Consider the following 13,736-nt stretch of genomic DNA (forward strand, 5'->3'; position numbering starts at 1 on the left):
AATGCGTTGTCTTGGGCTTCTTCCGGTGGCCAGGGCTTCAAGGGTTCGCGTAAATCGACTCCATTTGCTGCCCAGGTTGCATCTGAAGTGGCTGGTCGTGCCGCCATTGAACAAGGTATCAAGAATCTTGATGTCGAAATCAAAGGCCCGGGCCCTGGCCGCGAATCTTCGGTTCGCGCTCTGGGTGCACTCGGTATCCGCATTACCTCGATTGCAGATGTGACTCCCGTTCCGCACAACGGTTGCCGCCCTCAAAAGCGTCGTCGCATCTAATCTCGCTGGAATTTATTTCAGTCCGGTTTTTTATAAGCCCACCGCCATCTGCATTGCGCAGGTGGCTCCCACGTTTGTGCGTGGAAGATAATATTTAAGGACGCTCAAGTGGCACGCTATCTCGGTCCCAAGGCCAAACTTTCTCGCCGTGAAGGCACTGATCTTTTCCTGAAGAGCGCTCGCCGTTCGATCAGCGACAAGGCTAAATTCGACTCTAAACCAGGTCAACACGGACGCACTTCTGGTGCCCGTACTTCTGACTTCGGTTTGCAGCTGCGCGAAAAGCAAAAAGTAAAGCGCATGTATGGTGTGTTGGAACGCCAGTTCCGCCGCTATTTCGAGGAAGCCGATCGTCGCAAGGGCAACACCGGTGCCAATCTGCTGTTCCTGCTGGAATCGCGTCTGGACAACGTCGTATACCGTATGGGGTTCGGCTCCACGCGCGCTGAAGCACGCCAGTTGGTGTCGCACAAGGCTATGACGGTGAACGGCCAGTGCGTGAATATCCCTTCTTACATGGTCAAGACCGGTGATGTAGTGGCTGTTCGCGACAAGTCGAAGAAGCAGAACCGTATTGTTGAAGCCCTGCAATTGGCACAACAAGTGGGCCTGCCAGCCTGGGTTGAAGTTAGCATTGAAAAGACCGAAGGTATTTTCAAGAAAGTACCGGACCGTGATGAGTTCGCTTCTGATGTCAACGAATCCTTGATCGTTGAGTTGTATTCGCGTTAATTCCGCATTTATCGTTTGATTTTGTTCCTAGGCTGCGGGGCACTGCGGCCTAGAACCAACACTTGCCTTACCGGTGTAACGAGCTGGGGGTACTGAGAGGAAGCATGCATGCAAACTAATTTGCTGAAACCCAAAGCCATCAACGTTGAGCAACTGGGCCACAACCGTGCGAAAGTTGCGTTAGAGCCGTTTGAACGCGGCTACGGGCATACTTTGGGTAATGCACTACGCCGTGTACTGTTGTCGTCCATGGTGGGTTATTCGGCAACCGAAGTGACGATTGCAGGCGTGCTGCATGAGTACTCTTCGATTGATGGTGTTCAAGAAGATGTTGTGAACATTTTGTTGAATCTCAAAGGCGTTGTTTTCAAATTGCACAACCGTGATGAAGTCACTTTGAGCCTGCGTAAAGATGGCGACGGCGTGGTGACTGCGGCTGACATCCAGACTCCGCACGATGTTGAAATCATCAACCCAGACCACGTGATTGCGCATTTGTCGCAAGGCGGAAAGCTGGACATGCAGATCAAGGTCGAAAAGGGCCGTGGTTACGTTCCAGGCAGCATGCGCCGCTATGCGGACGAGCAAACCAAGTCGATCGGTCGTATTGTGCTGGACGCGTCGTTTTCTCCCGTCAAGCGCGTGAGCTACACCGTCGAAAGCGCTCGCGTTGAGCAGCGTACCGACTTGGACAAGCTGGTGGTTGAGATTGAAACCAATGGTGCGATCTCGGCGGAAGATGCAGTGCGCGCATCGGCTAAAATCTTAGTTGAACAGCTCGCAGTATTTGCGCAGTTGGAAGGCAGCGAGTTAGCAGGCGTGTTTGAACAGCCAGCACCGCGTGGCAACACGCAATTTGACCCGATTCTGTTGCGTCCTGTGGATGAGCTGGAATTGACGGTTCGCTCTGCGAACTGCCTGAAGGCTGAGAATATTTATTACATCGGTGATCTGATCCAGCGCACCGAGAATGAATTGCTCAAGACTCCTAATTTGGGTCGCAAATCGCTGAATGAAATCAAGGAAGTCCTCGCTTCGCGCGGTCTGACCTTGGGTATGAAGCTTGAAAGCTGGCCACCTGCTGGCTTGGATAAGCGTTAATTGGAAATTGGTCCAGTACAGCATTTTGGTGTTGTGCTGGTCTTTAAAAGTGTCCTGCAAAGGACACGTGCAACGCGCAGTACCTGATCCGGCTGTGCGTCAAAATAACTGAAAGGAATGCACCATGCGCCACGGACACGGACTTCGTAAACTTAACCGCACTACCTCGCACCGCCTTGCGATGTTGCGCAACATGATGAACTCGCTGATCGAGCACGAGGCCATCAAGACCACTTTGCCCAAGGCCAAGGAATTGCGCCGTGTGATCGAGCCTATGATCACTTTGGCTAAGGAAGCGACTGTTGCTAACCGTCGGCTGGCTTTTGACCGTTTGCGTGACCGCGATAGCGTGACCAAGTTGTTCAACGACCTTGGCCCCCATTTCAAGGCACGTCCAGGCGGCTACACCCGTATCTTGAAGATGGGTTTCCGCGTGGGTGACAATGCACCAATGGCTTTCGTGGAACTGGTTGATCGTGCTGATGTAAAAGAAGCTGTAGAAATATCTGCAGACTAAGCATAAGCTGCTATAATGGAAAAATACCGCGCGATGGAGCAGCCTGGTAGCTCGTTGGGCTCATAACCCAAAGGTCGTAGGTTCAAATCCTACTCGCGCAACCAATCGGTAGTACTTCGGTATTACGAGTTAAAAAACCCACCTAGCGTGGGTTTTTTAATTTGTGCCACACGATAAATACGCCTTGATGCTGGCTAATGCTATTTTCATCATGGCAAAGGTAAGGGCTTCTTCGCCCTCACCGGACTCCGTGGTGCAAGCATGTCGCGCCACGGTTCGTCGCTCTACTCGGTTTGCTTGGCAGTCCGGTCTTGTTTGGCTTGTTCCAGCGACTTTTCGGTACCGACCAGATCCATGCCGTACATATCGGCAAATTGCACCAAAGTCTGGCCGCTGCTTTCAAAGGCTTTCAACAAGGCTTCGCGCTTTGCTGCGGCGGCACCATCCTCGGTGTACGCGTGGTCTAGCAGAGCATTCCATGCTTCTAACGGTGGTTTGACCAGCTCCGCATACCCGCCACGGCTCAATCCAGAGGCTTCAAAGGCATTGCGGAGCCGCATGCGCAGCTTGGCCTGTGCCGCGGGGCTGTTACCTGTACGGTCCCGACGCGCGACTTCCATGATGGCTTGGTGTACATGCTCCGGTGCCAAACTTTCCACGGGATTGCCTTGCAAGTCGTGGCGGCTCACGCCCGTGGCAACTTGCTCCAGATAGCGGGTGGACCGGGTGTGTTGTCCCAGGGCCTCACGCAGGGCCTTGGCTTCCAGCAGATCGGGGTGGTTGGCGACTAGTTCGTGAAAGATGCCGAGTTTTAATGGTAATGCTTTTGGGCCAAACACCTTGGGATACAAATCGTACAGCTTGTGTAGCAGGGGGTGCACCTCTCGACTGTGCGGGGCGCGCTGCGGCCTGGATGCGCGCGGTTTTGGGGTTCGGGTGCTGGGGGCGGCGAGGGGAGTGGTCACGGTGATGTGGGTATGCAGTGGGGTACAGGCGCAAAGAGTGCGCGAACAAGTTGTATTTTCATCGAAAACACAAGTGATCCGCCTTCAATGCCGTCAGAGTGCGGCGTAGGATCATGCCGTATTTGTCGCTTAGCAACAACGTCACGGTGCGGGGAAGGCCTAAGAATGCGCATCTGGTTCGGGTTTACACGGTGGTACTGCGACAATCGGCCCTCCCAAAATTTTGAAAGTGCTCATGGCTAAGAAAGCTCCTGCGGTTGTCGTCACTCCTCCTGAGGCAGCGCGTACCAAACCTTTGCAGATTCCCGACACTGGGTTTAAAACGATCTGGCAAGTGGTTGGCGCTCCGCCTGTGGCAACCAAGGCAAAGGGCGACAAGTCCGTCGTTTCGGCTTAAGGCGACGCAACTTCCATGGCTGGCGGTGCGTTGCACCCTGGCCTATGGAGGTTAGGTTTTTTCCGTCTCCAGGGGCGCGTCCAATGCGACTTCGACCCAGCAGTCATAAAACGTAGGCGCACGGCCTAAATCGGTCAACTGCTGGCTGGTGAGCTGGTTTACATTGCTGCCATCCAGCCCCAGTTTGCGCCACCACACTCCTAATCCATTGACAACGCCCACACGGGCTCTGGCTGACACCTTGGCTTTGCACCGGTACGTGCCGCGCTGGTTGAAGATGCGCACCACGGCTCCGCTGGTGATGCCCCGCTGTTGGGCATCGTCGGCATGGATTTCCAACAGCGGCTCACCTTCGATCTGACGCAGGCTGGTGACGTTAACGAAGCTGGAGTTCAAGAAGTTGCGGGCAGGCGGTGAAATCATTGCCAGCGGAAATTCGGTGGACGTCCCGGCCGCCTCGTAATTTGGCAGGTAGTCTGGCAAACCATCCAACCCTTGCGCCGCCAGTCGGTCACTGAAAAACTCGCATTTGCCCGAGGGTGTGGGGAACTGCCCTGTGGCAAACGGTGCGTCGGGCAATGGAATTGTCGCAAAGCCGTGTTCCAGCAGGGTGCCAAAGTCCACCTGGTCGCCATACGCAGTACGGCACAGCGCCTCATCGCTCTCGCTGAAGCACGGGTCGGTCAAGCCCATGCGGGCGGCCAGCTCCCGGAAGATCTGGGTATTGGCTTTGGATTGGCCCAGCGGCGCAATGGCGGGTCGGTTCAGCAAGGCATCGGTGTGGCCATAGCCGCTGTGCACGTCCCAGTGTTCCAACTGCGTTGTGGCGGGAAGGATGTAGTCTGCGTAATCGGCGGTATCGGTCTGGAAATGCTCCAGCACCACGGTGAACAGGTCTTCGCGGGCAAAGCCTTGCACCACTTTTCCCGAATCGGGTGCCACGGCGACGGGATTGCTGTTGTAAACCACCAGCGCTTCGATCTGCGGTGCCGTTGTGTCTAGCAAAGCATCGCCAATCGTGCTCATGTTGATAGTGCGTGGCCCGCGCCCTGCCAGCAAGTCGGGCCGTTGCAAGGCAGCGCGCTGCACCGGGAAGTGACCCGAGCTACTCATCAGCACGCCGCCTGCGCGGTGCCGCCAGGCCCCGATCAGCGCGGGCAGGCTGACCACGGCGCGCGTGGCATTGCCGCCGCCCCGGGTACGCTGCATGCCGTAATTCAGGCGGATCGCGGCGGGCTCCCCGGTGGCGAAGCAGTGCCCGTAGTCGCGCGCCAGCGATACGATTTGTTCTACCGGTACGCCGCACACTTCGGCAGCCCGCTCGGGGGGCCATTGCAGCGCGCGTTCGCGCAGCTCGGGCCAACCTACCGTGTGCTCGGCCAGGTACGCGTGGTCCAACCAGTCGTGGGTGATGAGCTGGTGCATTAGGGCCAGGGCCAGGGCGGCATCGGTGCCGGGGCGCAGGGCAATATGTTCGTGGCACTTTTCGGCGGTTTCGGTCTTGCGCGGGTCGATGCATACCAGCCGCGCGCCATTGCGTTTGGCCTGCTGCACATAGCGCCAGAAGTGCAAATTGCTGCCGATCGAGTTGCTGCCCCAGATCAAGATCAGTTTCGATTCGGCAAAAAACTGCACCTGCATGCCCACCTTGCCGCCCAGCGTGTGCACCAGGCCCTCGGCACCGGCCGACGCGCAGATCGTGCGGTCCAGCAGCGATGCGCCCAGGGCGTGGAAGAAGCGGGCGGCGATGCTCTCGCCCTGCACCAGCCCCATGGTGCCCGCATAGCTGTAGGGCACGATGGCTTCGGGGTTGCGCGCGGCAACGGTCTGCAAGCGTGCGGCGATGTCGGTCAGCGCCTCGTCCCAGCCCACCGGGGTGTACTGGCCCGAACCCTTGGGGCCAATGCGTTTGAGCGGCTGCAGGATGCGTTCCGGGTGGTAGGTACGCTCGGTGTAGCGCGAGACCTTGGTGCACAGCACGCCGTCGGTGTGCGCGTGGGCCGGATTGCCCTGGACCTTAATGGCAATGCCGTCCTGCACCGTGGTTAGCAGTGCGCAGGTGTCGGGGCAATCGTGCGGGCAGGCACCCCGTACCTGTTGCACGGAGGCTGTCGCGGAGTGGTCTGGCATGGAGGTTCCTAAGCGTGACAAAATGTATCGATGATAAATCGCCGTCGTTTTTCTATCGCCACCGGTTTGGCTGCTGTAGCCGGTTTCCCAGCGGTGCGTGCCCAGTCGGGTGGCAAGATTGTGCTGGGCCAGTCGGCGGCCTTGACCGGGCCTGCAGCCCAGTTAGGTATCCAGTATGCCCAAGGTGCCCAACTGGTTTTTGACCAGGTGAATGCGCAGGGCGGTGTGGACCACCGGCTGATCGAATTACGCACCCTGGACGACGGCTATGAGCCCGACCGCTGCCTGGACAACACCCGCAAGCTGCTGGCTGCCGACGCGCTGGCCTTGTTTGGCTATGTGGGCACCCCCACCAGCCTGGCCGCCTTGCCACTAGCTACGCAAGCGAAAACCCCGTTTGTGGCCCCGTTCACCGGGGCCATGGCCTTGCGCGAGCCGTTCAACAAATATGCCTTCCACGTGCGGGCCTCGTACCAGGACGAGACGGCTCTTATCGTCAAGCAGCTTACCCAACTGGGTTTGGACCGTATCGCCGTGTTTTACCAAAACGATGCCTACGGCAAAGCGGGCTTGGACGGGGTCACGCTGGCCTTGTCCAAGCAGGGGCGCAAGCCAGTGGCGCTGGCCACGGTGGAGCGCAATTCGGTCGATGTGGCAGCCGCCGCCAAAACCCTGCGCGCGGCCGAGCCGCAGGCGATTGTGCAAATCAGCGCCTACACCTCGTGCGCGGCCTTGATCCGGGCGGCACGCAAGCTAGGCTACGGCGGGCAGTTTTTCAACGTGTCGTTTGTCGGTACCCAAGCCTTGTCCGACGCGCTGGGCAAGGAGGCCGCCGGCATCGTGGTATCCCAGGTCATGCCGTCGCCCTACAGCTCCGCCAGTCCGCTGGCACGCAGCTTTGCCGAGGCGGTGAAGGCGGCCGGTGGCAATGCGCGGGCCAACTTCTCCAGCATCGAGGGCTATCTGGCCGCCAAAGTGCTGGTAGACGGCCTGCGGCGTGCCAGTGCAGCCAAAAACCTGAACAGCGAGGGCCTGGTGGCCGGGCTCGAATCATTGGGTGCGCAGTCTTACGGCGGCTTCGCCATCAAGTTGTCGGCAAGCGACCATGTAGGATCCAGTTTTGTGGACCTGTCCATGCTGACCGGAGATGGACGCATCCGCATGTAATTCCATTTCCAGATCCATCCGAATATGTCGTTGCTTCGCCTTGCCCTCCCAAAACGTTGAAAACGCTTTGGGACACGCTAAAGCACTGTCTGCGGCTTCGCGTCTAATCTCGTATTGATCTGGAACTGGAATAAGGAGAACTTCATGCCCGTGATCGACAAACTGGTGAAGCAGGCCCCCGGCATCGCCGCCCTGCGCCGCGAACTGCACGCCCATCCAGAACTGAGTTTTCAAGAGGTGCTGACCGCCGACCTGGTGGCACGCCAGCTGACCGAATGGGGCATTCCCATCCACCGGGGTCTGGCCGGCACTGGCGTGGTCGGTTTTTTGCAAAACGGCAGCTCCCTGCGCGCGATCGGCCTGCGTGCCGACATGGACGCGCTGCCGCTGCAAGAGTTCAACACCTTTGCCCACGCCAGCCAGCACCCCGGCAAGATGCACGCCTGCGGGCATGACGGCCACACCGCCATGCTGCTGGCGGCGGCGCAGTACCTGGCCGAACACCGCGACTTTGACGGCACGGTCTACCTGATTTTCCAGCCCGCCGAAGAAGGCGGCGGTGGGGCCCGCGAAATGGTGCAAGAAGGCCTGTTCACCCGCTTCGCTATGGATGCAGTGTTTGGCATGCACAACTGGCCCGGCATGCAGGTGGGCCAGTTTGCCCTGAGCCCCGGCCCGGTGATGGCCTCCAGCAGCGAATTCAAAATTACCATCCACGGCAAAGGCAGCCACGCCGCCATGCCCAATATGGGGATCGACCCCGTGCCCATCGCGGCCCAGATGGTGCTGGCCTTCCAGACCATCATCAGCCGCAACAAAAAGCCCATTGACGCGGGCGTGGTGTCGGTCACCATGGTGCATGGCGGCTCGGCCACCAACATCGTGCCCGACAGCGTGGAGCTGCAGGGCACGGTGCGCACCTTTACGCTGGAAGTGCTGGATTTGATCGAAGCCCGTATGCGCCAGATCGCCGATAGCCTGTGCGCTGCCTTTGGTGCCCGCTGCGACTTTGAATTTGCCCGCAACTACCCGCCCACCATCAACCATGCCGCCGAGGCCGCGTTCGCCCGCCAGGTGATGGCCGACATCGTGGGGCCCGCCAACGTGATCACCCAGGAACCCACCATGGGCGCAGAAGACTTTGCCTACATGCTGCTGGCCAAGCCGGGGGCCTACTGCTTTATTGCCAACGGCGACGGCGACCACCGCGCCATGGGCCACGGTGCAGGCCCGTGCACCCTGCACAACCCCAGCTACGACTTCAACGACGATCTGATCCCGCTGGGCGCGACTTACTGGGTGCGGCTGGCCGAAGCGTGGTTAAAGCCTGGCTGAAGCCGTTGAGAGTGGATGCTATTGAAAAAGTAGCTGCCTGCGCAGGTGCTACCTGCGCAGGAGGCCTAAAAAGCTTATAAAACCAGGGCTTGAAAGCGTTCATCGGCCATCGCCAGCAGGCCGTCAAAAATCAGGTTGTCCACCAGCTCAAAGGGTACCGACATGCTGGGTGCCATCTTCCAGCCCGCGCCGCCGGTCATGTAGCAGGCCGGTTCGGCTTGGCAGTGCTGGCGCACATGCTGCACCATGCGCTCCACGGCCCCGGCGATGGCGTAGGTACCGCCGCTGGTCAGCGCGTCGCTGGTGTTGGTGGGGAACAGGCGCACCTCACCGGTGGGCACGTGCAGGCCCGCCGTGCCCGACTCCAGCGCCCGCAGCATGATGCCGTGGCCGGGCAGGATCAGGCCGCCGAGGAACTTGCCGTGGGTGTCCACCGCCTCCACCGTGACCGCCGTGCCCACCATCACCACCACCATCGGCCGCTCAGGGCCCTGGGCCAGCATGCGGTGGCGTGCGCCCACCATGGCGACCCAGCGGTCAGCCCCCAGGCGGGTGGGGTGGTCGTAGCCGTTGGTTAAGCCGGCCTCGGCGGGGCTGGACACCACCCATTGGGGGTGCACATCCCACAGCTCCAGTTGCTCCAGCACGCGGCGTTTGATGGCATCCCCGGCCACGATGCAGCCGAGGATGGCCGTGGGGGTGGGCAGTGCTGCCCAGGGACCATCGGCCAGCTTGTCGATGTTTTCCAGAAACTCGGCACCATGGGCCAGCAGTGCTGCTCCGGGCCGGGGCGCGTCGTACAGCGACCATTTGAGACGGGTGTTGCCAATGTCGATGGCGAGAAAGCTCATCCTGCGTCTCCGGTATTTTTTCCCGCATTATCTATGCGCCGACGCAGCGGCAGGTGTGTGGTTACCCCTGACGCCAGGGCAGATTGTGGAAGCGCCAGCCGCCTTTGCGGCCCCGGTGGGCTTCGGTGTCGGGGTCGCCTTCGAAGCCTTCCAGGATGTTGTAGGCCTCTAGCCCCAGCTCGGTGGCGCGCTTGGCGGCGGCGATGGAACGCACGCCGCTGCGGCACAGCAGCACGGCCTTTTTACCGCCCGCCAATGCCGCTTGCAGGCCGGTGTCGAAATCGGCGTTCATGGCCATGCCAGGCCACTGTTTCCAGGCCAGCGGCACGGCACCCGGCACCTCACCCACCCAGGCGCGCTCGGCATCGGTGCGCACGTCGATCAGCACCGCCTCGCCCGCCTGCCACCAGGCGCAGGCCAACTGGGGCGACACATCGCCCGCATAACCCTCGGTGGGGCGGATCTGGGGCGGTAGTGGGCTGGCGTAATGGGGCAGGCCCGAGGTCAAGTTAGCCGGTACGGCCTGGTCCATGCGTTGCGGGCGGGGCAGGTTCAAAGCGTCCATGGTGGCGATAAATTCCGGTAAGGTTTTGTGGGCGATGCGCGGATTGTGGGCCTTTTCGGCCCCGATGCTGGACTGGGTTTTACCGTGGTAATCGTGCCCCGGCCAGACCACGCTGGCATCGGGCAGGGTAAACAGAATCTGCGTCAGGCTGTGGTACATCGCCTCGGCGCTGCCCGACTGGAAGTCGGTACGGCCACAGCCGCCGATGAGCAGGGTGTCGCCGGTAAATACATGGTTTCGCCACACAAAACTCATGCTGCCCGCGGTGTGGCCGGGTGTGTGCAGCGCCTGCAGGGTTTCGCTGCCAAAAGAGAGAAAGTCGCCGTGCTGCAACTGCACCGCCGCTCCACTGATGCCGCAGCCTGCGGGCACGGCCGTTTTGGCCCCGGCATGCTCGGCCAACTGGCCCGCGCTGGTGATGTGGTCGGCGTGGGTGTGGGTTTCCAGCGTCCACACCAGCGACAGGCCGTGGGCCTGCAGCAGGGCCAGATCGCGCTCCAGCTGGGTGTCTACCGGGTCGATGATGGCGGCGGCGCGGCTGAGCGGATCGACCAGCACGTAGGTGTAGGTGCTGGTGGCGGGGTCGAAGAGTTGGATGGGTTGCATGGTGGGTTCCTACGCGTATTTGGCCAGCATGTCGGCGACTTGTTCGGCGGGCAGGTGGCCTTGCTCGATCATGCAGCCGACCATGGTGAAAAACGACTTGTCCAGCGCCTTGCGCGCGGCTGACAGCTGCTGGGCCACCTTTTCGCAGTCGGCCTCGGTTTCGATCAGGCGCTGCACGCCGCGCAGTTGGCCTTCCACCCGGGCCAGCCGGGCGAGCAGGGTTTTCTTTTTGGCGGGGTCGGTGAGTTGGGACATGGGGTTCCTGGGACAGATGTGGTCTACTATACCCCCATGGGTATATTTTTGCCCGGTGATGGAGTTTATTTTGATGCATCCTTTTCTACAGGCCACCCTGGGTGGCGTGGTGATTGGCCTGGCCTGCTGGCTGCTGCTGGCGGCCTTGGGGCGGGTGGCGGGCATCAGCGGCATCGTGGCGGGCGCACTGTCGCCGCAGCCGGGTGAGCGGGCCTGGCGCTGGGCGTTTCTGGCCGGGCTGGTCGGGGTGGGCGCGGTGCTGACCCGGGGCATGCCCGCGCTGCCGTCCCCGTCTTGGGCCGTGCTGGTGGCCGCCGGGTTGCTGGTCGGCATCGGCACGGTGCTGGGTTCGGGTTGCACCAGCGGACACGGCGTGTGCGGGCTGGGGCGGCGTTCGGCGCGTTCGCTGGTGGCCACGCTGGTGTTCATGGGATGTGGTTTTGCTACGGTATTCGTAGCTAGAGCCGCAGCTTGAACCTGCGTCAGAGGCCTAAATGATGTTAAAAATTTTGGTGGCAGCCCTGGCGGGCGGCATGTTTGCGGCGGGGCTGGTGCTGTCGGGCATGGTGCTGCCCGCTAAGGTGCAGGGCTTTTTGAACCTGGGTGGCCTGTGGGACCCGCAGCGCTTTGGCCCCTGGGATGCCAGCCTGGCCTTTGTGATGGGCGGCGCACTGCTGGTGACGCTGCTGGCGTTTGCGGTGACCCCGCCCACGCCCCGGCATCCGGCGCGCAAGCCCTGGCTGGCTACCGCGTTCCAGCTGCCCACGCGCAAAGATATCGACACCCGGCTGGTGCTGGGCGCGGCGCTGTTCGGCGTGGGCTGGGGGTTGGCGGGCTACTGCCCCGGCCCGGCGCTGGCCAGCGTGCTGACCGGCGGCGGGGCGGTGGCGGTGTTTGTGGCGGCGATGCTGGCGGGCATGGCCATCGCCAAGAGGTTTTAATCTTCTTTGCGCGTCCACACGCCGACCAGCGCCTTGCCCTTTTGCCACATCGACAGGCGCTCGTCGGACAGCACATCCAAAAAATCCGACAGGCGCTTGGACTTGACCATGGTGTAGACCGTCAGCACCGTGGTCAGGATGAAGACGATGGCAAAGATGGCCAGCCGCCGTTCCATGGAGGCATCGGCTTCGGCCATCAGGTTCATGCCCAGGAAGCCGGTGGTTACGGTGCCAATCAGCCCGAAGATGGTGACCACGGTGAGGCGTACCACGGTGTTGGCCTGGCGTCGCAGGCTGTCGGCCTCCAGGTACTGGTTCATCTCGGCGATGCGTTCCTTGACCTCGGCGTACAGCGGCTCCAGCCCCAGATGCTGGGAACACATGTGGAACAGGGCCCGCACCTGGGCCTGCTCGGACAGTTCGTGGAACCAGTAGCGGTGGGTGAAGCGCAAAAAGCTGCCAAAGCCGTAGCGGATGGAGCGCTTGAACTGGCGCACGCTGGCGGCATCGCTGATGTCTAGGTTCTTCAGCGCTTCGGCCAGTCGGTCGGAGTACATCAGCAGCGCCGCTTTTTGGAAGTGGGCTATCAAAAACACCAAAAAATGCTGGTGCCGGAACTGCGCCAGCACGCCCCGGTCGCGGCAGCCGTAGAACTCGCTGCGCGCATCGCCCACCACCACCAGGGCGTGGCCGTTGCACAGGTAGCGGGTGTTGGGGGCGGCTCCGCCTTCGGTCCAGAAACGGTCGTAGCAGTATTTGTGCTCAAAGTCGCTCAGGTGCTGGTCGCCATAGGGCAGGGCGCAGCCCCCGGCGGGGTCGCGTGCGCCCGAGCCGGTGACCAGGCCCAGGCGCACAAAGTCGCTGCGGCTCAGGTCGCGGGGCCGGTCCATGGCCAGGTAGGCCATCAGCGGCATGCGGTAGTACTCGATCTGGCGAAAGCGCAGCAGGCCGGGGTGGTCTGAATGGTCGCCCACCAGCGGCTGCATCATGAAGTCCCAGTGGGCCGAGATGCGCGGTGCGCGCCGGGTGCTGACGTGGGACAGAAAGGCATCGCGCTGGTTGGCGTCGGACGCGGCCAGCACCTGGCCTTGCGCGTCCAGCCATTCGGCGCTGGCGAGGCAGTGCAGGGCCTGGCCCGCATCGTCCCAGCCGGCAGGGTAGGCGCGGCCAAAGCGGTACAGCAGCTCTTGCGCCGTCTCCAGCGGCAGGTGGCGGGCGGCTACTTCTACGTTTAGCAGCACCAGGTCCACATCGAGGAAGAAGTACAGATCGACATGCACCGTGTCCAGCGTGACGGGGGCATCAAAGGGGCGCGGCACTACCCGCACGGCAGCGATGTCGTGGCGGCGGAAGACCCGCATGGGCGAGCCTTGGGGCTTGGTGTGGGAACCGTGTTTGGGCAAGCCCTCGCCGTACAAAAACCGCTGCACGTAGGGCAAAAACGTGACGAATTCGTTGTAGTGCCGCTCATGGAAGCTGCTGCTGTCGCCGGTGAACTCGTCCACCACTTCGCGCCAGGGTGATGCCTCACCCATGTCGGCCAGGACTTGCCAGGGTTTGGCGACTGCGCCTTCGCTGCCGTGCACCGGCATGAGCCGTACGGGCCACAGCAAGACCTGGCGGAAGTGCTCTACGACGGGGGGCGGGGTGGCGGCTGCAGACGCGGTGGCGGTGGTCATCGTGCACATTCGGTGGTGGGCAATGGCCGAAGTGTAGAGGAGCACAACAGCGCCTTTTTGCTATTCTTTAGATAGCTTTTAGTGCAGTTCAAATAAGCACCGACGGCCTAAAACATAGAAAATTCGTTCGCCTGGTTACTTTGGACCGTAGCCAGCCATGAAAACCTGCACCGCGCGGGCCACCATGGCTTGTATCTGCTCTGGGGTGAGCACAGGGTTTTC

Annotated in this window: 14 protein-coding genes, 1 tRNA gene and 1 pseudogene; 9 read left to right on the forward strand and 7 right to left on the reverse strand. The window is 61.2% G+C overall.

What is annotated here, in order from left to right; translation table 11 throughout:
• The 5 genes from rpsK to ABI213_RS17870 all read left to right on the forward strand — a co-directional run.
• The coding region (gene rpsK / locus ABI213_RS17850; protein WP_348028058.1) for a 30S ribosomal protein S11 at positions 1–273 on the forward strand (273 nt) is incomplete at its 5' end.
• A gap of 108 nt (positions 274–381) precedes the next feature.
• A complete protein-coding gene (gene rpsD, locus ABI213_RS17855; protein ID WP_295959421.1) occupies positions 382–1,005 on the forward strand; it encodes a 30S ribosomal protein S4 in 624 nt (207 codons plus the stop codon).
• 108 nt (positions 1,006–1,113) lie between these two features.
• On the forward strand, positions 1,114–2,106 hold the full coding sequence (gene rpoA / locus ABI213_RS17860; RefSeq protein ID WP_295959425.1) for a DNA-directed RNA polymerase subunit alpha: 993 nt from the start codon (positions 1,114–1,116) through the stop codon (positions 2,104–2,106).
• Between the two features lie 124 nt (positions 2,107–2,230).
• The gene (rplQ, locus tag ABI213_RS17865; RefSeq protein WP_348028061.1) at positions 2,231–2,623 is read left to right on the forward strand and encodes a 50S ribosomal protein L17; all 393 of its coding nucleotides are present in this window, start codon (positions 2,231–2,233) and stop codon (positions 2,621–2,623) included.
• A gap of 27 nt (positions 2,624–2,650) precedes the next feature.
• Positions 2,651–2,727 (forward strand) — tRNA-Met (locus ABI213_RS17870).
• A 180-nt stretch (positions 2,728–2,907) separates the two neighbouring features.
• Here the strand turns inward: ABI213_RS17870 and ABI213_RS17875 are convergent.
• Both ABI213_RS17875 and ABI213_RS17880 read right to left on the reverse strand, forming a co-directional pair.
• Positions 2,908–3,588, reverse strand: coding sequence for a ProQ/FINO family protein (locus ABI213_RS17875; protein WP_348028063.1), 681 nt, complete (start codon positions 3,586–3,588; stop codon positions 2,908–2,910).
• Positions 3,589–4,036: 448 nt separating this feature from the next.
• Positions 4,037–6,115, reverse strand: coding sequence for a molybdopterin oxidoreductase family protein (locus ABI213_RS17880; RefSeq protein WP_348028065.1), 2,079 nt, complete (start codon positions 6,113–6,115; stop codon positions 4,037–4,039).
• Between the two features lie 30 nt (positions 6,116–6,145).
• Here ABI213_RS17880 and ABI213_RS17885 point away from each other — a divergent pair, with 30 nt between their 5' ends.
• Together ABI213_RS17885 and ABI213_RS17890 are read left to right on the forward strand one after the other, a co-directional pair.
• Positions 6,146–7,282 carry an ABC transporter substrate-binding protein gene (locus ABI213_RS17885; protein WP_348028067.1) on the forward strand — a complete coding sequence of 379 codons (1,137 nt, stop codon included), beginning with the start codon at positions 6,146–6,148 and terminating at the stop codon, positions 7,280–7,282.
• Between the two features lie 144 nt (positions 7,283–7,426).
• Entirely contained in the window at positions 7,427–8,617 is a 1,191-nt protein-coding gene (locus ABI213_RS17890; protein WP_348028069.1) for a M20 aminoacylase family protein, read from the forward strand.
• 74 nt (positions 8,618–8,691) lie between these two features.
• On the opposite strand, the gene ABI213_RS17895 is transcribed toward ABI213_RS17890, so the two are convergent.
• From ABI213_RS17895 to ABI213_RS17910, 4 genes and pseudogenes are all read right to left on the reverse strand, one after another.
• Entirely contained in the window at positions 8,692–9,468 is a 777-nt protein-coding gene (locus ABI213_RS17895) for a type III pantothenate kinase (RefSeq protein WP_348005096.1), read from the reverse strand.
• A 61-nt stretch (positions 9,469–9,529) separates the two neighbouring features.
• Positions 9,530–10,000, reverse strand: coding sequence for a rhodanese-like domain-containing protein (locus tag ABI213_RS17900; protein WP_348005106.1), 471 nt, complete (start codon positions 9,998–10,000; stop codon positions 9,530–9,532).
• Positions 10,001–10,138: 138 nt separating this feature from the next.
• Positions 10,139–10,639: pseudogene (locus ABI213_RS17905) on the reverse strand (MBL fold metallo-hydrolase); the annotation flags it as partial.
• A 9-nt stretch (positions 10,640–10,648) separates the two neighbouring features.
• Entirely contained in the window at positions 10,649–10,894 is a 246-nt protein-coding gene (locus ABI213_RS17910) for a metal-sensing transcriptional repressor (RefSeq protein ID WP_348005097.1), read from the reverse strand.
• A 73-nt stretch (positions 10,895–10,967) separates the two neighbouring features.
• On the opposite strand from ABI213_RS17910, the gene ABI213_RS17915 reads away from it, so the two are divergent.
• Both ABI213_RS17915 and ABI213_RS17920 read left to right on the forward strand, forming a co-directional pair.
• Entirely contained in the window at positions 10,968–11,369 is a 402-nt protein-coding gene (locus ABI213_RS17915; protein ID WP_348005098.1) for a YeeE/YedE family protein, read from the forward strand.
• 22 nt (positions 11,370–11,391) lie between these two features.
• A complete protein-coding gene (locus tag ABI213_RS17920; RefSeq protein WP_348005107.1) occupies positions 11,392–11,835 on the forward strand; it encodes a DUF6691 family protein in 444 nt (147 codons plus the stop codon).
• On the opposite strand, the gene ABI213_RS17925 is transcribed toward ABI213_RS17920, so the two are convergent.
• Positions 11,832–13,514 (reverse strand): hypothetical protein, encoded by a 1,683-nt coding sequence (locus ABI213_RS17925; protein WP_348005099.1) that lies wholly within the window; start codon positions 13,512–13,514, stop codon positions 11,832–11,834. The genes ABI213_RS17920 and ABI213_RS17925 overlap by 4 nt on opposite strands.
• Positions 13,515–13,736 lie beyond the last annotated feature (222 nt).

Source organism: Rhodoferax sp., from assembly GCF_039922535.1.
Classification (GTDB): Bacteria; Pseudomonadota; Gammaproteobacteria; order Burkholderiales; family Burkholderiaceae_C; genus Rhodoferax_B.

What these genes read in the sequence shown, in the direction of transcription:
- rpoA (WP_295959425.1), top strand. Translation starts at nt 1,114, where the DNA reads ATGCAAACTAATTTGCTGAAACCCAAAGCCATCAACGTTGAGCAACTG.
- rplQ (WP_348028061.1), top strand. Translation starts at nt 2,231, where the DNA reads ATGCGCCACGGACACGGACTTCGTAAACTTAACCGCACTACCTCGCAC.
- ABI213_RS17880 (WP_348028065.1), bottom strand. Translation starts at nt 6,115, where the DNA reads ATGCCAGACCACTCCGCGACAGCCTCCGTGCAACAGGTACGGGGTGCC.
- ABI213_RS17885 (WP_348028067.1), top strand. Translation starts at nt 6,146, where the DNA reads ATGATAAATCGCCGTCGTTTTTCTATCGCCACCGGTTTGGCTGCTGTA.
- ABI213_RS17890 (WP_348028069.1), top strand. Translation starts at nt 7,427, where the DNA reads ATGCCCGTGATCGACAAACTGGTGAAGCAGGCCCCCGGCATCGCCGCC.
- ABI213_RS17895 (WP_348005096.1), bottom strand. Translation starts at nt 9,468, where the DNA reads ATGAGCTTTCTCGCCATCGACATTGGCAACACCCGTCTCAAATGGTCG.
- ABI213_RS17900 (WP_348005106.1), bottom strand. Translation starts at nt 10,000, where the DNA reads ATGGACCAGGCCGTACCGGCTAACTTGACCTCGGGCCTGCCCCATTAC.
- ABI213_RS17910 (WP_348005097.1), bottom strand. Translation starts at nt 10,894, where the DNA reads ATGTCCCAACTCACCGACCCCGCCAAAAAGAAAACCCTGCTCGCCCGG.
- ABI213_RS17915 (WP_348005098.1), top strand. Translation starts at nt 10,968, where the DNA reads ATGCATCCTTTTCTACAGGCCACCCTGGGTGGCGTGGTGATTGGCCTG.
- ABI213_RS17920 (WP_348005107.1), top strand. Translation starts at nt 11,392, where the DNA reads ATGTTAAAAATTTTGGTGGCAGCCCTGGCGGGCGGCATGTTTGCGGCG.
- ABI213_RS17925 (WP_348005099.1), bottom strand. Translation starts at nt 13,514, where the DNA reads ATGACCACCGCCACCGCGTCTGCAGCCGCCACCCCGCCCCCCGTCGTA.